Raw genomic sequence first — 24,240 nt, 5'->3', positions numbered from 1 at the left:
ATGGGGCTTTTTATTCAACCCAACTGGCCCCTTTTTAAACCGGTGCCTGGCCCGTTTTTATCCCGGTGTTGACACAAGGAAGCGAACCGCATGTCCCTGATCAACACCCCGATCAAGCCCTTTGCCAACACGGCCTACAAGGAAGGCAAGTTCGTCGACATCACCGAGGCCGATATCGCCGGCAAGTGGGCGGTGTTCTTCTTCTACCCGGCCGACTTCACTTTCGTGTGCCCGACAGAGCTCGAGGATCTTCAGGACAACTACGCCGAGCTGCAGAGCATGGGCGTCGAGGTGTTCGGCGTCTCGACCGACACGCACTTCAGCCACAAGGCCTGGGCAGACAGCTCGCCGGCGATCGGCAAGATCACCTACTACCTTGTGGGTGACCAGAACCACACGCTGACCAACGCGTTCGACAACCTGCGCCCCGGCGTCGGCCTTGCCGACCGCGGCACTTTCGTCGTCGATCCGGACGGCGTGATCCAGCTGATCGAGATCACCCCCGAGGGCGTGGGCCGCAACGCTGCCGAGCTCGTGCGCAAGATCAAGGCCGCCAAGTACTGGCGCGAGCACCCCGGCCAGGTGTGCCCGGCCAAGTGGGAAGAGGGCGGCGAGACGCTTGCCCCGTCGATCGACCTCGTTGGCAAGATCTGATCTGAATATCCTTCGCGAGAGCGCCGGCACTCCCCCCACACGGCCTCTCGCAAACCGCCGGGCGGCGGCCTTTCCCTCCCCCTCCGCCGCCGCCCGGCCTCGTTTTCTACCCGCTGCTCTTTCATCCCGCCGGTGATCTTCCGGCGCAGACGAACCCGCCTGCCTGCTTACCTTCAAGGAACCCGGCCCATGCCGCTGCTCGACACCGCCACCACCACCCAGCTCAAGACCTATCTTGGCAACCTGCGCCATCCGATCGAGCTCGTCGCCAGCCTTGGCGAGGGTGCGAAGAGCAACGACATGAAGAGCCTCGTCGAGGAAATCGCGGTCCTGTCCGACAAGGTCACCGCGCGCTTCGATGGCACCGATGCCCGCCGTCCCAGCTTTGCCATCGGCAAGGTCGGAGAGCCCGCGCGCGTCACTTTCGCCGGTCTCCCGCTGGGCCACGAGTTCACCTCGCTGATCCTCGCGCTGCTCCACGTCGGTGGCCATCCGCCCAAGGAAGAGGCCGAGCTGCTCGAAACCGTGCGCGGCCTTGAAGGCCCGCTGCACTTCGAAACGTTCTTCTCGCTCACCTGCCAGAACTGCCCGGATGTCGTGCAGGCGCTCAACATCATCGCCGCGCTCAATCCGCAGGTGACGCATGTCGCCATCGACGGCGCGCTGTTCCAGGACGAAGTCGAGCGGCGCAAGATCATGGCCGTGCCGCAGGTGTTCCTGAACGGCGAGTTGTTCGGCCAGGGCCGCATGGACCTCGCGCAGATCGTGGCCAAGCTCGATACCGGCGCAGTCGCCCGCGCGGCGGAGAAGATCGCGGCCAAGGACCCGTTCGACGTGCTTATCGTCGGCGGCGGCCCGGCCGGCGCGGCAGCGGCGATCTACGCCGCGCGCAAGGGCATCCGCACCGGCGTCGTCACCGAACGCTTCGGCGGGCAGGTGCTCGATACCATGGGCATCGAGAACTTCATTTCGGTCCAGCACACCGAAGGCCCGCGCCTTGTCGCGCAGCTCGAACAACACGTGAAGGACTATGATGTCGACGTGATGAACCTGCAGAAGGCGGTTGGCCTGAAGCCCGCCAACGGCGACGGCCTCGCCACGGTCGAGCTTGAAAGCGGCGCTGCCTTGCGGGCAAAGACGGTCATCCTCTCCACCGGCGCGCGCTGGCGGCAGATCGGTGTGCCGGGCGAGGACGAATATCGCAACAAGGGCGTCGCCTATTGCCCGCACTGCGACGGTCCGCTCTACAAGGGCAAGCGCACCGCGGTGATTGGCGGCGGCAATTCGGGCGTCGAGGCCGCGATCGACCTTGCCGGGATCGTCGCGCACGTCACGCTGATCGAGTTCGACAGCGAACTGCGCGCCGATGCGGTGCTGCAGGCCAAGCTGCGCAGCTTGCCCAATGTCACCGTGATCACCTCGGCGCGTACCACCGAAGTGACCGGCGACGGCGAGAAGGTGACCGGCCTCGTCTACCGCGACCGCAAGACCGAGGAAGAGCACCGGATCGAACTCGAAGGCGTGTTCGTGCAGATCGGCCTCGTGCCCAACACCGAATGGCTGCAGGGCGCGCTCGCCATGACCAATTACGGCGAGATCGAGATCGACAGCCACCTCGCGACGAGCCTCCCCGGCGTCTTCGCAGCGGGCGACGTCACGACCGTGCCCTACAAGCAGATCGTGATCGCGATGGGCGAGGGCTCGAAAGCGGCGCTTTCGGCCTTCGACTACCTGATCCGCCACTGAGCTGCGACCGCCGTATTTTGTCGCTCTGGATCCCCGCCTTTGCGGAGATGACGAGTGCCATTCTTTTCGTCATCCCCGCGATGGCGGGGATCAAGAGCGAACATGCGCAGGTCTTTTCGGACAATCGCATCCGTTTCGCGCTGCACTGCGACAAAGGTTTTGCGTCAGGCCGCGTCGCACCTTAAGGAAATTTCCCCAGACAGCCCCCGCGAGACAGAAAGGCCCGCTCTTGTCGATCGAGACAACGAGGTCCACCGAGACATTGCAGCGCCCTGCGCCCCTCAGCCGGCAGGCCGTCACGCCCGAACTCGATCTAGACGGGCTCGATCAGGTGCTTGGCATTCATGTCGGCACGATCAACACGCTTCTGCTCTCGCGCCTCGAACGCCAGCTTGAAACGTTCAAGGTCACGCCCAAGCAGGTCGCGATCCTCTGGCTCGTCAATGCCAATCCGGGGGTCAAGCAGTCCGACCTCTCGCGCTTCTTCAAGATCGAACGGCCGACCGTCCACCAGTTCGTGCGCCAGCTGACATTGAACGGCCATCTCGTCTCCGAACCCTCGAAGCTCGATCGCCGCGCCGGCGGGCTGTGGATCACCGAGACGGGCACCGCGACGCTCACCGCCGCGCGCGAGATCATCTTCACGGATGAAGCCGAACTGCTCAGCCCGCTGACGGCGGACGAACAGGCGGAGCTCTATCGGCTCATCATCAAGGTCTATCTTTCGGCACCGAGCCGGACCTGAGTCTTTCACGCAGACAAACAGGACATTAAGCTCGGATACAGGTCGTTTGTCCTAGACGGGTGCTGGTTACACAGGGGAGTTTCTCATGACGATTTCGAAGACGGGTCTTGGTTTCATCGCGTTCAGCGCAGCGACAGTCGCGGCGCTTGCGGCGGCCACTGCGGCGCAGGCTGCCCTTCCGGCAGGCGATGCGGCCCGCGGCAAGACGGTCTTCGCCCGCTGTGCGGCCTGCCACGATCTCAACACCGGCGCGATCCGCCTTGGCCCCAGCCTCAAGGGCGTGATCGGCCGTAAGTCGGGCACTTCCGCCAACTTCAGCTACTCGGCCGGCATGAAGGGCAAGGGCGTCACCTGGGGTCCGGATACGCTGGACCAGTTCCTCACCGCCCCGATGAAGTACGTCCCCGGCACGCGCATGGCCTTCCCGGGCCTCAGCAACCCGCAGGACCGCGCCGATGTGATCGCCTATCTCAAGGCTGCGGCGAAGTAAGACCTCGCTGATAACGTTCACTTTTCCGCCCCGCTCCGATCTTGCCGGAGCGGGGCTTTTCGTATGCGGCGCGATGAATCGCCTGATCTTGCGGCGATTTTGTCCACTATGGCGATACGTATGCGCCGCATATGCCGGTGGACTTTCCCGTGCGCCTTGGCACAAACGCAGGGGCAGGGCCGGCGGATAATCGGCCGCTAGGAGAGTTAGACCCCATGGCCATGGCCCCGACAGCCGCCGCTGATTCCGCTTCCGCAAACGATGCCGGCAATATCGATGCGCCCGAGCTGCGCATCTTCGTCATGGCGCTGTTCTTCCTCTTCGGCGGCATCACCTCGCTCAACGATGTGATCATCCCCAAGCTCAAGGACCTCTTCACGCTCAACTACACCCAGGCGATGCTGGTGCAGTTCTGCTTCTTCACCGCCTACGCGGTGATCGGCGTGCCGGGCGCCTTGCTGGTCAAGCGCATCGGCTACATGCGCGGCGCGGCGGTGGGCCTGCTCACGATGATGGCGGGCTGCCTGCTGTTCATTCCCGCCTCGCAAAGCGCGCTCTACGTCCTGTTCCTGTTCGCGCTGTTCATCCTCGCCAGCGGCGTCGTCCTCGTGCAGGTCGTCTCGAACCCGCTGATCTCGCTGCTCGGCCCGGCAAAGACCGCCAGCAGCCGCCTGACGTTCGCGCAGGCGTTCAACTCGCTCGGCACGGTGCTCTTCCCGCTGATCGGCGCGAGCGTGATCCTCGGCAAGATCAAGGATGTGAAGGTCGACGAGCTCGTCGGCCCCGCGCTCGATGCCTACCGCGTCACCGAGAGCCGCCTTGTGGTCAACACCTACATCGGCCTTGCCGTCAGCCTCGCGCTGGTCGCGGCGGTCGTCTGGGCCAACCGCAATCGGCTGAAGGGCGAGAAGCACGAAGCCAGCTCGATCGGCGCGAGCTTCGCCCTGCTGTCGCGCCCGCGCTTCGGTTTCGGCGCGCTATGCATTTTCCTCTATGTCGGTGCCGAAGTCTCGATCGGCTCGGTCATCGTGAACTACCTTGCGCTCCCCACCGTCATGGGCCTCGATCACGAGGCGGCGGGCGGCGAGATCTGGAAGTACTGGTTCGGCGCAATGGTCGGCCGCTTCATCGGCTCGGCGCTGCTGCGCGTGGTAAGCCCCGCCAAGACGCTGGCCGGATGCGCCGCAGGGGCGATCGCCTTGCTGGCGATCTCGACCCACACTTCGGGCCTCGTTTCGGCCTACACGCTGCTCGCCATCGGCCTCATGAACTCGATCATGTTCCCGACGATCTTCACGCTCGCCTGCGAAGGCCTCGGCAAGCGCGCGGCGGATGGATCGGGCATCATCAACGTCGCCATCTTCGGCGGCGCGGTCGTACCGCTCGCCACCGGCGCGCTGGCCGACATGACCGGCAGCCTCACCACCGCGATGCTGCTGCCCGCGCTGTGCTATGCAGTGATCGTCGCCTTCGGCATCTTCGCCGTCCGTCCGGTCGCTCCTCTGGAAGGTTAGAGACGGGTGGGGGTATTTCTACTCCCGCCGTTGACTTTCGTTCGCCTCGGCTCAAATCTGGGGCATGCTCTCGCAAAAGACGCGCTACACGATCCGCGCCCTCCAGCACTTGTCCGATACGTTCGGGCAGGGGCCAGTGCGGCTTGATGCCATCGCCGAAGCGCAGAACATCCCGCGCAAGTTTCTGACCGTCATCCTGTCGGAGATGGCGCGCGAGGGCATCGTGATCTCGCACCGGGGCCGCGAGGGCGGCTACGAGCTTGCGCTCCCGCCCGTCGATGTCCGCTATGGTGACATCATCCGCCTCACACGCGGCAGCCTTGCGCTCACCCCCTGCGCCAGCCGCAATGCGCATGAGACCTGCAACAACTGCCTGCCCGAAGCCGAATGCCGCCTGCGCGGCCTGATGCTCCAGCTGCGCGACGAGATGGCCGCGATGCTCGACCGGATCACGCTGGCCGATCCGATCACGCTCGAACCACCCTTCGAAGAACAGGCCGCATAAGCGAAGCGGCAAAAGCGGCGAACTTCACTTGGCGTTCATTCGCCTGCTGGCTATAGCACCCGCCATGATCGTACCGACTTCCGGCCGCAGCCCGCTGCGCCTTCTCGCACTTGCCGCTGCCACCGCCTTGCTCGGGCTCACTGCGGGCTGCGCCGGCACCAAGGCCAAGAAGGATGTCGCCTACGTCGCGCGTGACGTCGATACGCTCTATGCCGCCGCCAAGGACCGGCTCGACAAGGGCGATGCCAAGCAGGCCGCCGCGCTGTTCGACGAGGTCGAGCGCCAGCATCCTTATTCGCCCTGGGCCCGCCGCGCCCAGTTGATGAGCGCCTTCAGCTACTACGCCGCGCGCGATTATGCGAAGTCGGTGCAGTCGGCGCAGCGCTTCCTGTCGATCCACCCGGGCAACAAGGACGCGCCTTACGCCTACTATCTCGTCGCGCTGTGCTATTACGAGCAGATCAGCGACGTGACGCGCGACCAGAAGATCACCCAGCAGGCGCTCACCGCGCTGACGGAAGTGACGCGCCGCTATCCCAACACGACGTATGCCATCGACGCGCGGCTCAAGCTCGATCTCGTCAACGATCACCTTGCCGGCAAGGAAATGGAGATTGGCCGCTTTTACCAGCGCAGCGGCAAATGGCTGGCAAGCGCGCTGCGCTTCCGCACGGTGATCGACAAGTACCAACAGACCAGCCACACCCCGGAGGCGCTCTACCGCCTTGTCGAGAGCTACCTCGTGCTCGGTCTGCCCGAGCAGGCACAGAAGTCGGCGGCCGTGCTCGGCGCAAACTATCCGGGCAACGAATGGTATGAGCGCGCCTTCAAGCTCATGAACGAAAAGGCGCCGGGTACCACCGCCAGCTGATCACGCCGCCTGGCTGACGGTGCGGGTCCGTGCGGCACTGCCGAGCGCGTGGAGGAACTGGTCGGTTGCATGGTCCCAGCTATAGCTGCTGCCATGCGCCGCTGCGGCCTGGCGGCTGCAAGCCAGCGCCCCGGTGATGGCCTTGGCAAGATTGTCATCAAGCACGCCGACGGCTTGCGGGAGATTGCCATCAGGGCCAAGGCCGCCCGCGCCGACCACGTCGATCGGGCCCGGCACCGGATAGGCGGCGACCGGCAATCCGCAGGCCATGGCCTCGATCATCACCAGTCCGAAGGTATCGGTCCGGCTCGGAAAGACGAAGACATCGGCCGAGCAATAGGCCTGTGCCAACGGCGTGCCGGACAGCGCCCCGAGGAAGTGTGCCTCCGGATAGCGCGCGCGCAGCTGGGCAAGGTCCGGTCCGTTGCCGACCACCACCTTGCTGCCGGGCACGTCCGCAGACAGGAACGCATCGAGGTTCTTCTCGACCGCGACCCGGCCCACATTGAGCATGATCGGCCGCGGCAGGTTTGCCAGCACTTCCAGCGGCGCATGGCCGGTGTGGAACTGGCTGGCATCGATCCCGCGCGACCATGGCACCGCCTGCGTCAGCCCTTGCCCGGCAAGCTCTGCCGCCAGTGTCGGCGTGGAGACCAGCACGGCATGGCTCGAGGCATGGAAGCGCCGCATGATCGGCCAGAACCGGTCCGGGCTCAGCCCCGTGCGCACCGCGGCATACTCGGGAAAGCGCGTGTGGAAGGCACTGGTGAAGGGCACACGGTTGGCCTTGCACCACCCGCGTGCGGACCAGCCGATCGGGCCTTCGGTGGCAATGTGGACGATATCGGGATCAAAATCGCGCAGCATCCGCCGGGTGCGGAAACGCGGCAGCATGGCAAGGCGGATCTCGCGGTAGCCCGGCAGGCCGAAAGTGAAGAACTGGTTCGGCGTGACCAGCATGACCTCATGCCCGCGCGCCGCCACGTGCTCGACCGTGGTCGCAAGGGTGCGGACGACCCCGTTCACCTGCGGGTGCCAGGCATCGGTGCAAAGCGCGATCTTCATGCGTCTTCCGCGATGCGGGCAGCCTCGGCCGCATCCTTCTCGGTCTTGGCGAAAGCTTCTTCAAAGCAGATCGCCGCCCAGTCGACGATCGTGATCGCGCCAAGATAGTCCTCGACCAGCGCGGTGCAGCTTTCGACCCAGTCACCGTCGTTGTAATAGGTCACACCGCCGATCTGGCGGATCTCCGCGCAGTGGATGTGCCCGCAGACGACGCCATCAACGTCCATGTCGCGCGCGGCATGGGCCACGGCTTCCTCGAACGCGCAGACGAACTGCACCGCATTCTTCACCCGCTTCTTGAGGTAGGCCGAAAGCGACCAGTATGGCAGCTTGAACCAGCGGCGGACCTTGTTGAACCAGCGGTTGGCGCGCAGCAGGAAGGCATAGGCCTGATCGCCCAGGAACGCGAGCCAGCGGGCATAGAGCACCACGCCGTCGAACTTGTCGCCGTGCGTCACCAGCAGGCGGCGCCCGTCGGCGGTCACGTGCACGGCTTCGAGCGCGATCTCGACACCGCCGAAGCTCATGCCGGCATAAGGGCGCAGCATTTCATCGTGGTTGCCCGCGATCAGCACCACGCGGGTGCCGCGGTGCGCCATCTTGAGCACGCGGCGCACCACTTCGTTGTGCGCATCGGGCCAGTACCACCCGCGCGAGAGGCGCCAGCCATCGACGATGTCGCCCACCAGATAGAGCGTCTCGCACTCGATCGAGGCGAGGAAATCGAGCAGCATCTCGGCATTGCAGCCGCGCGTGCCGAGGTGGATATCGGATACCCAGACCGTGCGCACCTTGCGCTTGGGGCGGAAACCGCGCGGCTCGGGCAGATCGAGCCAGGCGGGAATGGACTTGGCAAGCTCGGTGGCAGAAGAGGAAAGTCCCCAGGCCTGTGCGCGGCGTGTCATCCCGAAACCCTTGTTCAGCGTGTCAACTGAGCCGAATCCCTGTCACAATCGCATGTCGTTCCCGTGGCACACTGTCACGCCACTGTCATGCCAGACCGGAATCCGCCCGTTTATCCACAGGTTTGCCAACATGGCGCGTTTGCGCTGCGAGCATGGTGACGCGGCGCGGCGGACTGGGTAAGGATCGCGGACGATGCTTACGGGTCTTTCCATCCGCAATGTTGTTCTGATCGAGGCGCTCGACCTTGCGTTCGGGCGCGGGCTTGGCGTGCTCACCGGCGAGACGGGGGCTGGCAAGTCGATCCTGCTGGATTCGCTGGGGCTCGTGCTGGGAGACCGCGCCGATGCCGGCCTGATCCGCGCCGGGACGGACGAGGCGAGCGTGACCGCAACGTTCGAATTCGCCAGCCTGCCCGATGCGCTGGCCTCCGCGCTGGCCGAGGCCGAGATCGCGGTCGAGCCGGGCGAGCCGCTGATCATCCGCCGCCGTCTGCGCTCCGAAGGCGGCAACGCGGTCGGCAGCCGCGCGTTCGTCAATGATCAGCCGGTCAGCGTTGCCTTGCTGCGCGAACTGGCCAAGGGGCTGGTCGAACTGCACGGCCAGCACGATGATCGAGGCCTCGTCAACGCGCGGGGGCATCGCGCCTTGCTGGACCGTTATGCGCGCGCGGAAGTCGGCGAGGTCTCTGCAGCGTGGGACAAGTGGCGGGCGGCGGAGAGCGCACTGGCCGAAGCCAAGGCGCGCCTTGCCGCCGCATCGGCCGAGCAGGATCTGCTTGTCGCCCATCTCGCCGAACTTGCGCTTCTCGCGCCCGAGGTCGGCGAGGAAGCCGAACTCGCCGAGCAGCGCGCATCGATGCAGAAGGGCGAGCGGCTTTCGGGCGACCTTGCCGAATTGCAGCACTTGTGGACGGGTTCGGATTCGGCGCTCGCCAGCTTGCGCAGCGCCTCGCGCCGGCTCGACCGGATCGCGCACGAGCATCCCTTGCTGACCGAAGCGATGGAAGCGCTCGACCGCGCGGTGATCGAGGCCAGCGAGGCCGAAGACAAGCTCGAAAAGGCCGCCGAAGCGCTCTCGCACGATCCGCTGCTGCTTGACCGGATCGAGACGCGGCTGTTCGACTTGCGCGCTGCGGGCCGCAAGCATGGCTGCAGCGTGGATGATCTGCCGGCCCGCATGGCCGAAATGCGTGCCGCGCTGGATCAGATCGAGGGCGGCGAGGCTTCGATCGCCGGTCTTGCCCGTGCCGCTCAGGATGCGGGACTCGATTATCGCGCCAAGGCGGAAAGCCTTTCTGTCGCGCGGGCCGAAGCGGCGCGGCGGCTTGATGCGGCAGTGGCGGCCGAGCTCGCCCCGCTCAAGCTCGATGCCGCGCGCTTCCGCACCGCGGTCGTGCGCCTGCCGGAGGACCGCTGGGGCCCGCATGGTGTCGATGCGGCCGAGTTCCTGATCTCGACCAACCCCGGCGCAGACTTTGCGCCGCTTGCCAAGATCGCCTCGGGCGGCGAGCTGTCGCGCTTCATCCTCGCGCTCAAGGTGGCGCTCGCCGAAGAGGGCGGCGCGGCGACGGTGATCTTCGACGAGATCGACCGCGGCGTCGGCGGCGCGGTGGCCAGCGCCATCGGCGAGCGTCTGGCGCGTCTCGCCGCTGGCGGGCAGTTGCTTGCCGTCACCCACAGCCCGCAAGTCGCCGCGCGCGGGACGGCGCACTACCTGATCGCGAAATCCTCCCAAGGCACCGTCACGCGCACCTCGGTGGTGCAGCTCGATGCGCAAGGGCGGCAGGAGGAAATCGCCCGCATGCTCTCCGGGGCCGAGATCACGCCCGAAGCGCGGGCGCAGGCCGAACGGCTGCTCGAACAGGCATGAGCGCGCATCCGCTGGACCGCCCGATCTGGTCGCTGCTGAACGGTCCGCAGGCTTCGCTGGCCGTGGCAAGCGGCACGGTCTGCCGGATCGACCCAACTTATGGCCCCTTCGCCGCCGCCGCGCCGGGGCATGAGGCGGAACTGGCGGACCTCCTCCTCAGCGCTGATGACGAGATATGGCTGGTCGAAGGAACCGAGCAAGCTGCGCCCGCCGGAACCCGCGTGCTGCGCACCGCGCCGCTGCTGCAGATGATCGCCGATGGTCCGCTGGAGGCGTTCGCCATCGATCCCGAACTCATCCTGATGAACGAAGCCGATGCACCCGAGATGACGGCGCTCGCGCTCGAAACCCAGCCGGGCCCGTGGCGCTCGCACACCCATCGCTATGGTCCGTACTATGGCCTGCGCGAGGAGGGCCGCCTTATTGCAATGGCGGGCGAGCGCATGCGCCCCGCGCCGGGGCTTGCCGAACTCAGCGGCGTCTGCACCGCGCCAGATTGGCAGGGCAGGGGCCTCGCCGGCCGCATGATCCGCCGCGTGCTGGCAGGCTTTCAGGAGCGCGGCGATACGCCGTTCCTGCACAGCTATGCCACCAACACCCACGCGATCCGCCTTTACGAATCGCTGGGCTTCCGGGCACGGATATCGCTGGTGGTGACAGTGCTGGGGAGGGCCGATTGACAAAGCACGGCCTTGAAGCCCCCTCCTCTTCAGAGGAGGGGGTTGGGGGGGGTGGCCCCATGCGCCGCACCTTGCTTGATCGCGCCGCCAGGATGCGCCGCGAGCCTACGGAACCGGAGCGCCTCCTCCGGCTCGAGCTCAAGGACCGCCGCCTTGGTGGTTTCAAGTTCCGCCGCCAGACCACGATTGGCAATCGTATTGTCGACTTCTTCTGCCCCGAGAAAGGTCTTGTCATTGAGATCGACGGGCATACCCATGACCGCGAGCGCGATTTGAGTCAGGATGCGGAGCTTGAACGCAGGACCGGCTTCCGGACGGTCAGGTTCACCAACGGAGACGTGATGCATAACAGGGAAGGCGTGAAGCTGGCGCTTCTGGCCGTTTTGCAGGCAAGCAATGATCGTTGGGGCGGGCGCTGCAGCACCACCCCCAACCCCCTCCTCTGAAGAGGAGGGGGCTATGCCTGATATGTCCGAAGCCGATGCCGCGAACGAACTGATGCGCCTTGCGCGTCAGATCGCGCATCACGACCAGCTCTATCATGCGCAGGACGCGCCCGAGATCAGCGACGCGGAGTATGATGCGCTGGTGCGCCGCAATGCCGAGCTTGAGGCAGCGTTCCCCCACCTGATCCGGGCTGACAGTCCCAGCCGCAAGGTGGGGCACGAGGTGGCCGCCTCGCCGCTCGGCAAAGTGGCGCACGAGGTTCGCATGATGAGCCTCGACAACGCCTTCTCCGATGAGGAAGTCGAGGAATTCGTGGCCCGCGTGCGGCGCTTCCTGGCGCTGCCGGCAGACGCCGAAGTGGTGATGACTGCCGAGGACAAGATCGACGGCCTATCCTGCTCGCTGCGCTACGAGAACGGGCAGCTTGTGCGCGCCGCCACGCGTGGTGACGGGCAAGTGGGCGAGGACGTCACCGCCAATGTCGTCCATATCCGCGATATCCCGCAGGTTCTCAGCGGTGATGCCCCCGCCGTGTTCGAGATCCGCGGCGAGGTCTACATGGCCAAGGCCGATTTCGCCGCGCTCAATGCCGCGCAGGAGGAGAAGGGCGAAAAGCTCTTCGCCAACCCGCGCAATGCCGCCGCCGGTTCGCTGCGCCAGAAGGACGCCAGCGTCACCGCGAGCCGCCCTTTGCGCTTCCTCGCCCATGGCTGGGGCGCGGCGAGCGTGGTGCCGGGCGAAACGCAGTTCGATGTGATGCAGCAGATTGCCGCATGGGGCGTGCCGGTCTCGCCGCTCCTGGTGCGCTGCCATTCGGTCGAGGCGATGGTCGCGCATTTCCGCAGCATCGGCACGCAGCGGCCGGGCCTGCCCTATGATATCGACGGCGTGGTCTACAAGGTTGACCGGCTCGACTGGCAGGACCGCCTCGGCTTCGTGGCGAAAGCCCCGCGCTGGGGCCTTGCGCGCAAGTTCCCCGCCGAGCGCGCCGAGACGGTGATCGAGGCGATCGATATCCAGGTCGGCCGCACCGGCAAGCTGACCCCGGTGGGACGTCTGCGTCCGGTGCTGGTGGGCGGCGTCACCGTCACCAATGTCACGCTCCACAACCGCGACGAGATCGGGCGGTTGGGCCTGCGCGTAGGGGACCGCATTGTGCTCCAGCGCGCGGGCGATGTGATCCCACAAGTCGTGGACAACCTGACGCGCGAGGAGCCGCGCGAGGCCTATCATTTCCCCGATCATTGCCCCGAATGCCAGTCCGAAGCCGTGGCCGAGGAAGGCGAAGTCGATGTGCGCTGCACTGGCGGCCTGATCTGCCCGGCGCAGCGCGTCGAGCGGTTGCGGCACTTCGTCAGCCGGGGTGCACTCGATATCGAGGGGTTGGGCGAGAAGACGATTGTCGAGTTCTTCGGGCTGGGCTGGCTGGAAAGCCCCGCCGATATTTTCCGCCTCCACCAGCGCCGCAGCGAGATCGTCGGGCGTGAGGGGTGGAAGGACAAGTCTGTGGATAACCTGTTGGCAGCGATCGAGGCCAAGCGCCAGCCCGATGCCGCCCGCCTCCTCTTCGGCCTCGGCATCCGCCATGTCGGCGCGGTGACGGCGCGCGATCTGATGAAGCGCTTCACCACGCTGCCGGCACTGCGTGCGGTGGCGCAGCGGGCCAAGGCGGAAGACGCTGAAGCAACGGCGGAACTGCTGGGAATCGAAGGCGTCGGCCCGGTGGTGGTCGAGGCGCTGGGCGATTTCTTCCATGAGCCGCACAATGTGGCGGTGTGGGACGACTTGCTCTCTGAGGTCACGCCGCCGGACTACATCGTCGAGACCAAGGCGAGCGCGGTGGCGGGCAAGACCGTGGTCTTCACCGGCAAGCTCGAAACCATGAGCCGCGACGAGGCCAAGGCGCAGGCCGAGGCGCTGGGCGCGCGGGCGGCGGGTTCGGTTTCAGCCAAGACCGATCTGGTCGTGGCAGGCCCCGGCGCGGGCTCGAAGCTCAAGCAGGCGGCGGCACTCGGCATCGAAGTGATCGACGAGGCGGCCTGGGCCGAAATCGTCAAGGCGGCGGGGTAGCGGCGCATGATCCTGCTGGCGATGGCTGCGGCCGCGATGACGATGGCAAACCCGAATGAAGGGCGCGTGCGCCGCGAAATGCGGGCTGCACCGCGTGTGGTGCGCGAGTTCGTCGTTCGGCGCGCAGGGTGCAACCATTGGGGCGGCGAGGAAGGCTATGACGCGGAGCGGACCGCGCAGATTGCCGAGGCTGCGCGCAAACTGCGCTGCCGCTGGATCGACCTCGACGAACGGCGCCTCAAGCGGCGTTATGCGAAATCCCGCAGCGTGATCTGGCTGCTCAAGACAACCCGCGATTGGGACACCATTCCATGACTTTCGAAGACCTCACGCCCATCGGCACCGAAGCGGGCACTTTGCTCAAGGCGAAGGGCCAGAGCATTGCCGTTGTCGATGGCGCAACCGGCGGGCTGATTTCCGCCGCGCTGCTCGCCATGCCGGGCGCTTCGGCCTACTATCGCGGCGGCGGCGTGATCTACACGCTGAAGGGCCGCCGCATGGTGCTGGGGCACGAGCCGGGTTCGCTGCGCGGCCTTACTTCAGCGACCGAAGCCTATGCCCTGGCGCAGGCGCGGCTGATCCGGTCGCGCTATGAAAGCGATTGGGGCGTGGCGGAGACCGGCGCGGCAGGGCCGGGCGTCCATTCGCTCGGCGTCGCATCGGGCACCAGTGCGGCGGCGGTGGTCGGTCCTGACTACGAGGCCGCGCTGATCATCGAGACCGGGCATGACGACCGCCTCGCCAATATGGTCGCCTTCACCCACAACGCCCTGTCGCTGCTGCTCAGCGCGCTGTCCGCCGCCTGAGCCAAAGGATCGACCAGTTGCCGCGCTGCATCCGCGCGCGCAGCGAGAAGCCTGCGCGGGTATAGGCGGCGCGCACCGTCGGCTCCTGCGTGGTGAGCAGCCCCGCCAGCAGCACGCTGCCACCGGGCGAGACGGCCTTGCGGAAATCGGGGGCCAGTTCGGCGAGCGGTCCGGCGAGGATATTGGCGATCAGCAGATCATAAGGCGCGGCGGCGCGCAGCAGCGGATGCGCCATGCCCGGCGCGATCACCATGGCCAGCTTGCCCGGGCCATCGCCCAGTGTGACCCCGTTGAGCGCGGCATTCTCCGCCACCACCGGCCCGCACACCGCATCGATATCGCTCGCCGTCGCCCGCGCGCGCGGCCAGAGATGGAGCGCGGCAAAGGCGAGGAGGCCGGTGCCCGTGCCGATATCGGCCAGATTGCGGATGACGAGGCCCTGCGCCTTGATATGCGCGAGCATGGCAAGGCAGCCTGAAGTCGTCTCGTGGTGCCCGGTGCCGAAGGCCTGACTGGCGGGTATCACGAAGTCCCTGAGGCCCGGCACGGGCGGATGGTCCGGCGTGCGGACGTGGAACGGCCCTTCGGTGAACGGTTCGACATTGTGCTGGCTCAGCGTCACCCAGTCGGCATCGGCCAGTTCCTCGATGATCAGCGCGGGCGCGCCATCGGCAAACAGCGTGGCAATCGCGGCCTTGTCTTCCGTGGTCGGCATGCGCTCCAGCCAGGCTTCCAGCTGCCAGGCATCGGGGTCAGCCGGATCGATCTGCCCCCCGCCGAGCACGATCGAGAAGTCCCAGTCCTCAGCGTCCTCATGCGCGACGAGGGCTGCGCGCACGACTTCGGCCGCAGCGCGGACGGTGATTTTCCAGCTCACTTGGTTTCCTTTTTGAGCAGCGCGTTCAGCCGCTCCTGCCCGCCTTTGGCGTAATTGCGGCAAGCGTGTGCCGGTGCGAGCGGTTCCTCGCCCAGCATCCGCTCGAAGAGGCTGCTGGCAGACGGATGCGGCGTCACGAGAATGCCGCAGCGGCGCGCGGCAATCGCGGCGAAGGTGCGGCGGAACCGTGCGACGACTTCGGGGTGGTCGCTGAAGCGATAGGGCGGCGCAGCAAGGGCGGAGATGCTGTCGATATAAGTGATCGCGGCGCAGCGCTTGCCCGCGCAGCTCTGCCAGCTCCAGCTGGTCGAGCCCCTGGTGTGCCCCGGCGTGAGCGACGCCGTCAGGCGCAGCGGGCCGACGCGCACGACGGAGCCCGAGTGGACGATCTGGTCGGCCTTCACGGGCGCAATCGCGTGGTCCTTGAGGTCGGTGAACTGCGAATCTTCCGGATCGGGCCTGCCCGTGGCGAGCAGAGCGGCGGCGGGAGCGCTCAGCGCCACCCTAGCGCCCGTCGCCCTGATCATCGCGGCGAGGCCGCCGACGTGATCCCAGTGCTCGTGGCTGGTCACGATCCAGCGGATGTCCGCCGGGTCGAAGCCCAGCGCGCGGATATTGGCGAGGATCGCAGGCGCGGCCTCCTCGGTCACCGCATCGACGAGCACATGGCCCTGCGGCGAAGTGACGAGCAGCGCCGTGACGGTACACGTCCCGACGTAATACGTGTTCCCGTAAAGCCGGGCCGGCGGCGCGGGGGCGGAGAAATCGTCCTTCCCCTCGCACTGCTTCACGATTGCCTGCGTGGCGGCGCGGTCCGGACCTGACGGGGCGGGCTTGGCCAGTGCAAGGCCCGGTGCCAGCAGGAGGGCCAGAAGGGCGAGCGCCCTAGCGGACAAAGCTGGCTCCATTCGCATCGATCACGGCTCCTGTCATGCTGGGCGGTGCATCGAGCGCGCAGAACACGCCGATGGCGGCGATTTCCTCTGGCGTCGCGACGCGGCCGAGCGGGATGTCCGCGAGCAGGCCCGGTCCGCCCCGGCTTGCCAGGTAGTCCCCCGCCATATCGGTGTTGGTGAAGCCTGGTGTCACCGCAAAGCTCAGGATGCCTTGCGCCGCATAGCCACGCGCGATGGTCTTGTGCATGGCGATCATCCCGCCCTTGGCCGCCGCATAGTGCCAGTGCGCCGGCGAATCCCCGCGATAGGCGGCGCGGCTTGCTATATGCACGATCCGCCCGCCGACGCCGCGCGCCTGCCAGTGGCGCACCGCAAGGCGTGAAAGCTGCGCGGCGGCGGTGAGGTTGATCCGCAACGTCTCTTCCCAGCCATCGAGCCACGCGATGTCCGAGGCGTCGATGGGATTGGCGGCGAAGAGCCCGGCATTGTTGACGAGAATGTCGATCGTGCCGCCAGCTGCCGCGAGCGCCTGCTCCCACAGCATTTCCGCCGATGCCGGTTCACCCAGATCAGCGCCGATCACGTTCAGTGCGGCTCTGCGGCCATGGCGAATGACCGCCGCGCCGCGCGCTTCCAGCGCGGTGGCGAGCGCGGCTCCGATGCCCCGGGTCGAGCCGGTGACTAAAATGACAGGTGCTTGCATCACTCAGCGCTCTACCAGCGAATATGGGGTGTGCAACAGAGGCAGGGCGATTGCCCCGTCGCGATAGTTGCACACCCGGCCATTTGGGCTAATACGAATCGCACTCGCTTCATGCTCCAGGGGCATGAGAGGTTTTGGTAATCTAATTAGGGGGTTCTATGGCGCAGGCGCCCGGCAAGAGGCCACTATCGCCGCATCTCGAAATCTGGCGCTGGGGTCCGGCCATGCTGGTCTCGATCCTGCACCGCATCACCGGCAACGGGCTTGCCTTTGCCGGCCTTGGCCTGCTGCTCTGGTGGGTCGGCGCACTGGCCGGCGGCCCGGCCAGCTACCAGACCTTCCTCGATTGGGTGTGGCTCGCGCCCGCTGGCGGTCTGCAGAGCGCTACGGCCCTGCTCGGCAAGATCGCGCTTGTCGGCCTCACCTGGGCGTTCTTCCAGCACATGGCCACTGGCATCCGCCATTTCGTGCTCGATATCGGCGCGGGCTATGAACTCGAAGCCAATGCGCGCTGGTCCTCGCTGACGATGCTGTTCTCGGTCGCCGCGACCAGCCTGTTCTGGGCTTACGTGCTGCTGCACTGATCCCTTCACCGATCCTGCGATCCATACCCTTTTCAAGGACATTTCATGGGTAACGGTACTTCCATCGGCCGCGTGCGCGGTCTCGGCTCCAGCCACCACGGCACGCACCATTTCCTGTCGTCGCGCCTGACCGCTGTCGGCAATCTCGTGCTGATCCCGTTCCTGATGGTCAGCCTCGCGCTCATGCCCTCGCATGACTACGCGACGGTCCATGCCTGGGCGGCCAAGCCGCTGCCCGCCACCGCGCTGATCCTCATCATGATCAACACCTTCCAGCATGCGCGCCTCGGCATCCAGGTCATGCTGGAAGACTATGTCCACGATGATGGCGGCAAGATTGCCGCCTGGCTGTTCGTCAATTTCGTGCCGTTCGCGGGCGCTGCCTTCGGCATTGTCTCGGTCGTGCGCATCGCTCTCGGGGGCGCCTGAGCCATGGCTTCCAATTCTGCCTACAAGATCATCGACCATACCTACGATACCGTCGTCGTCGGCGCCGGCGGTTCGGGCCTGCGCGCCACGATGGGTTCGGCTCAGGCGGGCCTTCGCACCGCCTGCATCACCAAGGTCTTCCCGACCCGCTCGCACACCGTTGCCGCGCAAGGCGGCATCGCCGCCAGCCTGGGCAACAACAGCCCGGACCATTGGACCTGGCACATGTACGATACCGTCAAGGGTTCCGACTGGCTCGGCGATCAGGACGCGATCGAATACATGGTGCGTGAAGCCCCGGCCGCGGTCTATGAACTGGAGCATGCTGGCGTCCCCTTCAGCCGCAACGCCGAAGGCACGATCTACCAGCGCCCGTTCGGCGGCCACATGCAGAACATGGGCGAAGGCCCGCCGGTCCAGCGCACGTGCGCGGCAGCGGACCGCACCGGCCACGCCATGCTCCACGCGCTCTATCAGCAGAGCCTGAAGTACGACGCGGACTTCTTCATCGAATACTTCGCGATCGACCTGATCATGGAGCCCGGCGCGAACGGCGTGCCCGAATGCCGCGGCGTGATCGCCATGTGCATGGACGACGGCTCGATCCACCGCTTCCGCAGCCACGCGGTGGTGCTGGCGACCGGCGGCTATGGCCGCTGCTACTTCACCGCGACTTCGGCCCACACCTGCACGGGTGATGGCGGCGGCATGGTGCTGCGCGCAGGGCTCCCGCTGCAAGACATGGAATTCGTTCAGTTCCACCCTACCGGCATCTACGGCGCGGGCGTGCTCATCACCGAAGGCGCGCGCGGCGAAGGTGGCTACCTCACCAACTCCGAAGGCGAGCGCTTCATGGAGCGCTATGCGCCTTCCGCGAAGGACCTCGCCAGCCGCGACGTCGTCAGCCGCTCGATGGCGCTCGAAATCCGCGAAGGCCGCGGCGTCGGCCCGCACAAGGACCACATCTTCCTCCACCTCGATCACATCGATGCGAAGGTGCTGGCCGAACGCCTGCCGGGTATCACCGAAAGCGGCAAGATCTTCGCGGGCGTCGATCTCACCCGCCAGCCGCTCCCCGTGGTGCCGACCGTGCACTACAACATGGGCGGCATCCCCTGTAACTACCACGGCGAAGTCGTGACGATCGGCCCGGACGGCAATCCGGAAACCGTCGTCCCTGGCCTCTTCGCGGTGGGCGAGGCGGCCTGCGTTTCAGTCCACGGCGCGAACCGCCTCGGCTCCAACTCGCTGATCGACCTTGTCGTGTTCGGCCGCGCCACGGGTCTCCGCCTCAAGGAGATCATCAAGCCCGGCTCGTCGCACAAGGCCCTGCCGAAGGACAGCGCCGACATGGCACTCACCCGCATCGACACGTTCCGCCACGCCAATGGCGGCTCGCCGACGGCGCAAGTGCGGATCGAGATGCAGCGCACGATGTCTGCCCACGCCGCGGTGTTCCGCACCGACGAACTGATGAGCGAAGGCAAGACCAAGCTGGCGGCGACGTACGAGCGCATGGCCGATATCAAGGTCTCGGACCGCTCGCTGATCTGGAACTCGGACCTGATCGAAACGCTCGAGCTCGACAACCTGATCGCGCAAGCCTCGGTCACGATGCATTCGGCCTCGAACCGCAAGGAAAGCCGCGGCGCCCATGCGCACGAGGATTTCCCCGATCGTAACGATGGCGAGTGGATGAAGCACACCGTCAGCTGGTTCGATGGCTGGGGCGGCAAGGGCGGCGGCGTGAAGCTCGATTACCGCCCGGTCCATGAATACACGCTCACCGACGACGTCGAGTACATCAAGCCCAAGAAGCGCGTGTACTGATCATGCCCGCGCTCCGCGGATGGAAGCTGTTGATGGCCGGGTTTGCCCTTGCGGCAGGCCCGGCCATTGCCGTTGCGGCGCCTGAAAACACGGCTTTGCCCGATCCCCTGCAGGCAGGCTGGAAAGGCCAGCACGTCTGCGAACTGCTCAAGGACAATGCACAGATGCGCGTCCTGCGCTGCACCTTTCCGCCGGGCTGGGGGCATGAGCGGCATTACCACGCGCCGCACTGGGGCTATATCCTTGAAGGCTCGACCATGCGCATCACGACTGCAAGCGGCACGGTTGTGCGCGAGCTCAAGGCGGGTGACAGCTGGTGGAGCGACGGGATCGCCTGGCACGAGGGTGTGAACATCGGCAAGACCACCGGCGTCTATCTGATCGTCGAATCCAAGGGCTAGTTCAGAACTCCACCACAATGCTCGTCGGCCCGTGCTTGACACGGGCCTGGGCTTCTTTCTCCGCGCATCGAAGCGGACGGCCTCCGCAAGCGCAGCGCGCCGCATTTTTCCTACAGCGCGACTTTCCGCTAAAGTCCGGGCCGGGATGCACGCTGCCTCCCGCGCTCTTTGAAACTGTCTGTCCCGTGCGATAACGCATGCTCACCCAAACGTGTTCGCGTGTCACCCTGCGCGTGTAAAACCGTTTAGAACCAATACCTTTATCTCTGAGATTCAGGGCGACACCAGTGTAACTTGTGTAACCCTGAAATGTCCCGATTGTTCCATCGGCGCTCATCTTCGGCGGGATGTCCTACCTGTCGTTGATCGGCATCCTGTCAGCCATTCGCCGAAACGACGGTGATCGCCGGTCAGCAAGCAGGCAGGGCAGGTCTGCCCGATCACCGAACCGGAAAGGACTTGCCCGATGCCTCTTCACAAATGGACCATGCTGACAGCAGGCGCCGCGCTGCTGGCCATGGGCAGCATGGCCGCTGCTCAAACCTCTGCCGAAAGCTCCGTGAGCCCGCCTGCGCCGCCCGCTCCTCCCGAAGCGCCTTATGTCGACCGTGCCGAGATCGACCGGGAAGTGGCCGAAAGCATGGCGGAAGCCCGCGCCAGCATGGCCGAAGCGCAGAAGGAAATTGCCGAGGCACGCAAGGAGGTCCTCAGCGAAAAGGACATGCCCGCAAAGGCCCGCGCGCAGGCGCTCGCCGCGCTCGACAAGGCCGAACGCGACGTGGTGCATGCCTTGTCGCAAGCGCGCGACTGATCGTCAGCGGCGGCGGCGGGCCTTCGCGCGCTTCGCAGGCTTGGCCTTGGTCTCGGGTGCCGGCGCGGCTGTCTCCGTCGCCGCTCCCGCCTGCAGCGCGGCGATCTGCGCTGCCGTTGCCGCGCGGGCCGGATAGCGACAACCGCGCGCCTGCCCGTAGCCCTTGAGGAACGCGCGGCGGCTCGCCCCGGCATAGAGCGCCACCTGCCACTGCCGCTCGCGGCCGGCCGCGCCCGTCACTTCGCGCAGGACCCCGCCGAACGGGATGAAGCTGTTGATCACCGATTTGGCCACCTGGCCCATGGCATTGCCGCGCTTCTCGCCGCGCGTCTTGTCGGTCATCACGTCGATGTCCGGCCCGAGCACGGCGTCAAGCCGCGAGACTTCCGCCCCGATCGCGCGGCAGGTGCGCATGCCGGAAACGCCATAGGTATCCTCGCGGGCGGCAACGAGGATCGGCGGAATCTCGTCCTTCTTGATGTTGAGATTTTCAAGCGGCGTCGCCACGACATCTTCCGCCGTCACGTTCGAGGGTGCGACCACCGTCTGCGCGGAGGCTCCCGTGCCTGCCACGCCGAACAGGAAGGCGATGGCTAGATGGCTGTGTTTCATGATGTGTTCCCGCTTTGCCAGCATATTGGCTGCCGCCTCATTGGGTTCCCTGCGATGTCCCTGCGCTGAACGTGTCGCAGGCATCCTCGTTTCCGGTTTCGAGCCCCTTGCGCAGCCAGGCCATGCGCTGGGCGCTGCTGCCGTGAGTAAAGCCTGCTTCCACCGGCGTGCGCCCGGCCGAAGCCATCAGCGCGTCATCGCCGATCTGGTGCGCCGCGCGCAGGCCTTCCTCGATATCGCCGGGATCGATCCGGTCCTTGTTGCGCGCGGCCCAGACACCGGCATAGCAATCGGCCTGCAGCTCGAGCCTGACCGACAGCCGGTTGGCCATCGGCGGATTGCGCCGCTGCGCCTCGCTCACCTGCTGTGATGTGCCGACAAGGTTCTGCACATGGTGGCCATATTCGTGCGCCATCACATAGGCCCGCGCGAAATCGCCGCCCGCACCGAGCTGCTTGTCCATCTCGGTGTAGAAATCGGTGTCGATGTAGATGCCCTGATCTGCTGGGCAATAGAACGGCCCCATCGCGCTCTGCGCCTCGCCGCAGCCCGATTGCCCCTCACGCGAATAGAACACCAGCTTGGGTGCGCTGAACTCGATCCCCGCCTTGGCGAACAGCGGGCTCCACGTCTTGTTGAGCGAGGCGAGCGCATTGCAGCTCTCGCGGCTGAAGGTATTCACGGAGCAACTCTCGGCAAGGCTTCCCGGCCTGCCGGGCAGGGCCTGCGGCGGCGCGGACCCTTGCAGGTTCTGCAAGGCGCCCAGCGTCTGCAGCGGGTTGATCCCGAAGACGAGCGCACCCACCAGCGCGATGATCAGGCTGCCGCAGCCGATCTTGCCGCCAGGGCCACCAAACCCGCCGCCACCGCCGCGCTGGTCCTCGACCTCGATCGAATTGTCGAAATCATCGAGCCGCATTGTCTGCCCTCCTGCTTCCCGCAACGGATTGCCCACAACCCGGCCCGACCCGCAAGAGGGAAGCGTCCGATTGCCCTGTCGGCAGAGGGAACTTGCGCAGGTCCACCGCTTTTGCCAGCAAGTGAAGCCACGTTAGGACGTTCGGGGATATCGATGAGTCGTTGTGGGTGAACCGCTTGCCATGATCACCTCTACCCCGACCGATATCCGGCTTCGGCAGCGCAGGCGATTGGCGGGGATTTGCCTTGCCGCACTTGCCCTCGTGCCCATCGCGTGCAGTGCCGCCGCCCCCACCAAGCGGCAGCTCATGCAGATCGAGGCGCAGCTTCGCCAGCATGTCGTCACGCTTTCCAGCGACGAATATGGTGGCCGCGAACCGGGCACCCCGGGGGAGACGCTGACCCTTCGCTACCTCGCGCGCCAGTGGTTCGATATCGGCCTTGAATCCGGTACGAATGATCCGGGCAATGCCTGGTTTGCCCCTGTCGAGCTGGTGGAGCGCGTACCGCAGGGCTCGCGCGCGCAGTTCATGCACGGCAAGCGGCGGGTTGCGGTGCCCGAGAGCGGGTACTTCGTCGTCACGTCGGGCCTGCGCAGCCTGATCGAGAACGCGCCGCTCGTCTATGTCGGCAAGAACACCGGCGGGGAAGGGGCGCGGACCGAACTGGCCGGGCGCGTCGCGGTGATCCTGGATAGCGAAGCGCCGCCGCCCGAGCCGGTCAAGCCCGGCCCCGGCGGCCCGGCCGCCCGAACGGTGGACCGCGCCGGCAAGCTGCTGGAGAACGGCGCGGCAGCGGTCCTCACCGTTCTTGATGGCGAACGCACGCTTGAGGACGTCATGGCCCGGCGCCGCCGGGCCGGCTATGCGCTTTCCGGCGAGCGGCTTGGCGGCGATATCGAGGTGTTCCTCTCGGCCGATACCGCAAGTCAGGTTCTTGCCGCCTCGGGCGCGCCCGGTCTTGCTGCGCTGCAGGCGGTCGGCGCGGCACCGGGGTTTATCGCGAGGCCCCTGGGCATCACCGGATCTTTCGAGGCGACCAACCGCGAGACGCGGATCAAGACGCACAACCTGATCGGCAAGCTGGAAGGCCGCCGTCCCGGCAGCGGCGCGATCGTGCTGATGGCGCACTGGGACCACTTCGGCAAATGCGCCGCGCCGCCGGCCGAAAAGCTGATCTGCCCGGGCGCGGTGGACAATGCCTCGGGGCTGGCTGTCATCACCGAAGTCGCGCGCCAGCTTTCCGCAGGCAAGCCGCTCGACCGCGACGTCTATCTTCTCGCCACGACCGGCGAGGAGCTCGGCCTGCTCGGCGCGCAGGCCTTTGCCGAGAACCCGCCGCTGCCGCTCGGCAATGTGGTGGCCGCGTTCAATGTCGACAGCACCGGACTGGTCCCGGCGGGGCTGCCGGTCAGCGTGGTGGGGCAGGGCATGACCCGGCTCGATCCGGGCATCGCCAAAGTGCTCAAGACGATGAAGCGCAAGCTTGCAACGGGCGACGGCGCCAATGCCTTTGCCCGGCGGCAGGACAGTTGGGCGCTGATGCAGCACGATGTCCCCTCGGTCATGGTCAGCACGAGCTATTCGGACCCGGCGCGGCTTGAGGTCTTCATGGACAATATCTACCACCGCCCCGCCGATGAAGCCTCGCGCGTGATCTATGGCGGCATGATCGACGATGTGCTCATCCAGACCGAACTGGTGCGCTTTTTTGCCGATGCAAAGGCGTGGCCGGCCGCAGGTGCAAAGCCCTAGCCTAAACCGCCCGGCTTGATTACATGGGCCGCCACGATTCTCCCCTAACGGCAAGTG

Annotated in this window: 26 protein-coding genes; 19 read left to right on the top strand and 7 right to left on the bottom strand. The window is 66.2% G+C overall.

The features are described from left to right. The first annotated feature begins 90 nt into the window (after nucleotides 1-90). From ahpC to K5Q19_RS10950, 7 genes are all read left to right on the top strand, one after another. Nucleotides 91-654, top strand: a complete 564-nt coding sequence (gene ahpC, locus K5Q19_RS10980) for an alkyl hydroperoxide reductase subunit C (RefSeq protein ID WP_292944826.1) — start codon at nucleotides 91-93, stop codon at nucleotides 652-654. A 189-nt stretch (nucleotides 655-843) separates the two neighbouring features. Continuing rightward, the gene (ahpF, locus tag K5Q19_RS10975) at nucleotides 844-2,400 is read left to right on the top strand and encodes an alkyl hydroperoxide reductase subunit F (RefSeq protein ID WP_292944824.1); all 1,557 of its coding nucleotides are present in this window, start codon (nucleotides 844-846) and stop codon (nucleotides 2,398-2,400) included. A gap of 229 nt (nucleotides 2,401-2,629) precedes the next feature. Continuing rightward, nucleotides 2,630-3,145, top strand: a complete 516-nt coding sequence (locus tag K5Q19_RS10970) for a MarR family transcriptional regulator (protein ID WP_292944821.1) — start codon at nucleotides 2,630-2,632, stop codon at nucleotides 3,143-3,145. 85 nt (nucleotides 3,146-3,230) lie between these two features. Continuing rightward, nucleotides 3,231-3,635, top strand: a complete 405-nt coding sequence (locus tag K5Q19_RS10965) for a cytochrome c family protein (RefSeq protein ID WP_292944818.1) — start codon at nucleotides 3,231-3,233, stop codon at nucleotides 3,633-3,635. A 215-nt stretch (nucleotides 3,636-3,850) separates the two neighbouring features. Beyond that, entirely contained in the window at nucleotides 3,851-5,149 is a 1,299-nt protein-coding gene (locus K5Q19_RS10960; protein WP_292944815.1) for a sugar MFS transporter, read from the top strand. Between the two features lie 64 nt (nucleotides 5,150-5,213). Beyond that, a complete protein-coding gene (locus K5Q19_RS10955; RefSeq protein WP_292944813.1) occupies nucleotides 5,214-5,654 on the top strand; it encodes an Rrf2 family transcriptional regulator in 441 nt (146 codons plus the stop codon). 64 nt (nucleotides 5,655-5,718) lie between these two features. Continuing rightward, complete coding sequence (locus tag K5Q19_RS10950; protein ID WP_292944811.1) at nucleotides 5,719-6,525, top strand: outer membrane protein assembly factor BamD; 807 nt, start codon at nucleotides 5,719-5,721, stop codon at nucleotides 6,523-6,525. Here the strand turns inward: K5Q19_RS10950 and K5Q19_RS10945 are convergent, their stop codons facing one another. Both K5Q19_RS10945 and K5Q19_RS10940 read right to left on the bottom strand, forming a co-directional pair. Then, a complete protein-coding gene (locus tag K5Q19_RS10945; protein WP_292944808.1) occupies nucleotides 6,526-7,590 on the bottom strand; it encodes a glycosyltransferase family 1 protein in 1,065 nt (354 codons plus the stop codon). Beyond that, the gene (locus K5Q19_RS10940) at nucleotides 7,587-8,495 is read right to left on the bottom strand and encodes a UDP-2,3-diacylglucosamine diphosphatase (protein ID WP_292944805.1); all 909 of its coding nucleotides are present in this window, start codon (nucleotides 8,493-8,495) and stop codon (nucleotides 7,587-7,589) included. Before K5Q19_RS10940 ends, K5Q19_RS10945 begins: the two co-directional genes overlap by 4 nt. Before the next feature lie 193 nt (nucleotides 8,496-8,688). On the opposite strand from K5Q19_RS10940, the gene recN reads away from it, so the two are divergent. Genes recN through K5Q19_RS10910 form a run of 6 tightly spaced genes read left to right on the top strand, consistent with a single transcriptional unit; the run spans nucleotide 8,689 to nucleotide 14,368 of the window. Further along, entirely contained in the window at nucleotides 8,689-10,365 is a 1,677-nt protein-coding gene (gene recN, locus K5Q19_RS10935; RefSeq protein WP_292944802.1) for a DNA repair protein RecN, read from the top strand. After that, nucleotides 10,362-11,045, top strand: coding sequence for a GNAT family N-acetyltransferase (locus K5Q19_RS10930; protein ID WP_292944799.1), 684 nt, complete (start codon nucleotides 10,362-10,364; stop codon nucleotides 11,043-11,045). The genes recN and K5Q19_RS10930 overlap by 4 nt, the downstream gene beginning before the upstream one ends. Nucleotides 11,046-11,104: 59 nt before the next feature. Continuing rightward, nucleotides 11,105-11,491, top strand: a complete 387-nt coding sequence (locus K5Q19_RS10925; protein ID WP_292944796.1) for an endonuclease domain-containing protein — start codon at nucleotides 11,105-11,107, stop codon at nucleotides 11,489-11,491. Between the two features lie 13 nt (nucleotides 11,492-11,504). Next, on the top strand, nucleotides 11,505-13,562 hold the full coding sequence (gene ligA, locus K5Q19_RS10920; protein ID WP_292944793.1) for an NAD-dependent DNA ligase LigA: 2,058 nt from the start codon (nucleotides 11,505-11,507) through the stop codon (nucleotides 13,560-13,562). Nucleotides 13,563-13,568: 6 nt separating this feature from the next. After that, complete coding sequence (locus K5Q19_RS10915; RefSeq protein ID WP_292944790.1) at nucleotides 13,569-13,877, top strand: hypothetical protein; 309 nt, start codon at nucleotides 13,569-13,571, stop codon at nucleotides 13,875-13,877. Further along, nucleotides 13,874-14,368: a CinA family protein gene (locus K5Q19_RS10910; RefSeq protein WP_292944788.1), complete on the top strand. Its 495-nt coding sequence runs from the start codon at nucleotides 13,874-13,876 to the stop codon at nucleotides 14,366-14,368. Before K5Q19_RS10915 ends, K5Q19_RS10910 begins: the two co-directional genes overlap by 4 nt. Here K5Q19_RS10910 and K5Q19_RS10905 read toward each other — a convergent pair. Genes K5Q19_RS10905 through K5Q19_RS10895 form a run of 3 tightly spaced genes read right to left on the bottom strand, consistent with a single transcriptional unit; the run spans nucleotide 14,346 to nucleotide 16,844 of the window. Further along, nucleotides 14,346-15,245, bottom strand: coding sequence for a 50S ribosomal protein L11 methyltransferase (locus tag K5Q19_RS10905; protein ID WP_292944785.1), 900 nt, complete (start codon nucleotides 15,243-15,245; stop codon nucleotides 14,346-14,348). The genes K5Q19_RS10910 and K5Q19_RS10905 overlap by 23 nt on opposite strands. Then, nucleotides 15,242-16,159 (bottom strand): subclass B3 metallo-beta-lactamase, encoded by a 918-nt coding sequence (gene bla, locus K5Q19_RS10900; protein ID WP_292944782.1) that lies wholly within the window; start codon nucleotides 16,157-16,159, stop codon nucleotides 15,242-15,244. Before bla ends, K5Q19_RS10905 begins: the two co-directional genes overlap by 4 nt. After that, nucleotides 16,131-16,844, bottom strand: coding sequence for an SDR family oxidoreductase (locus K5Q19_RS10895; RefSeq protein ID WP_292944779.1), 714 nt, complete (start codon nucleotides 16,842-16,844; stop codon nucleotides 16,131-16,133). The genes bla and K5Q19_RS10895 overlap by 29 nt, the downstream gene beginning before the upstream one ends. Before the next feature lie 158 nt (nucleotides 16,845-17,002). Here K5Q19_RS10895 and sdhC point away from each other — a divergent pair, with 158 nt between their 5' ends. The 5 genes from sdhC to K5Q19_RS10870 all read left to right on the top strand — a co-directional run bounded on the left by sdhC (nucleotide 17,003) and on the right by K5Q19_RS10870 (nucleotide 20,899). After that, complete coding sequence (gene sdhC, locus K5Q19_RS10890) at nucleotides 17,003-17,428, top strand: succinate dehydrogenase, cytochrome b556 subunit (protein ID WP_292944776.1); 426 nt, start codon at nucleotides 17,003-17,005, stop codon at nucleotides 17,426-17,428. Nucleotides 17,429-17,473: 45 nt separating this feature from the next. After that, entirely contained in the window at nucleotides 17,474-17,857 is a 384-nt protein-coding gene (gene sdhD, locus K5Q19_RS10885; protein WP_292944773.1) for a succinate dehydrogenase, hydrophobic membrane anchor protein, read from the top strand. A 3-nt stretch (nucleotides 17,858-17,860) separates the two neighbouring features. Then, the gene (gene sdhA / locus K5Q19_RS10880; protein WP_292944770.1) at nucleotides 17,861-19,687 is read left to right on the top strand and encodes a succinate dehydrogenase flavoprotein subunit; all 1,827 of its coding nucleotides are present in this window, start codon (nucleotides 17,861-17,863) and stop codon (nucleotides 19,685-19,687) included. Between the two features lie 2 nt (nucleotides 19,688-19,689). After that, entirely contained in the window at nucleotides 19,690-20,088 is a 399-nt protein-coding gene (locus K5Q19_RS10875; protein ID WP_292944768.1) for a cupin domain-containing protein, read from the top strand. A 466-nt stretch (nucleotides 20,089-20,554) separates the two neighbouring features. Continuing rightward, complete coding sequence (locus K5Q19_RS10870; protein ID WP_292944766.1) at nucleotides 20,555-20,899, top strand: hypothetical protein; 345 nt, start codon at nucleotides 20,555-20,557, stop codon at nucleotides 20,897-20,899. A gap of 3 nt (nucleotides 20,900-20,902) precedes the next feature. Here K5Q19_RS10870 and K5Q19_RS10865 read toward each other — a convergent pair whose 3' ends face one another. Together K5Q19_RS10865 and K5Q19_RS10860 are read right to left on the bottom strand one after the other, a co-directional pair. Further along, entirely contained in the window at nucleotides 20,903-21,511 is a 609-nt protein-coding gene (locus K5Q19_RS10865; protein WP_292944764.1) for a hypothetical protein, read from the bottom strand. Nucleotides 21,512-21,548: 37 nt separating this feature from the next. Next, on the bottom strand, nucleotides 21,549-22,430 hold the full coding sequence (locus K5Q19_RS10860) for a neutral zinc metallopeptidase (RefSeq protein ID WP_292944762.1): 882 nt from the start codon (nucleotides 22,428-22,430) through the stop codon (nucleotides 21,549-21,551). Nucleotides 22,431-22,611: 181 nt separating this feature from the next. On the opposite strand from K5Q19_RS10860, the gene K5Q19_RS10855 reads away from it, so the two are divergent. Then, nucleotides 22,612-24,183 carry a M28 family peptidase gene (locus K5Q19_RS10855; protein ID WP_292944760.1) on the top strand — a complete coding sequence of 524 codons (1,572 nt, stop codon included), beginning with the start codon at nucleotides 22,612-22,614 and terminating at the stop codon, nucleotides 24,181-24,183. Nucleotides 24,184-24,240 lie beyond the last annotated feature (57 nt).

Origin of the sequence: Novosphingobium sp., from assembly GCF_019748365.1 — a bacterium.
Classification (GTDB): domain Bacteria; phylum Pseudomonadota; class Alphaproteobacteria; order Sphingomonadales; family Sphingomonadaceae; genus Novosphingobium.
Note: the sequence above shows the minus strand (reverse complement) of the source record. Positions and strands in the feature narration are given on the sequence as shown.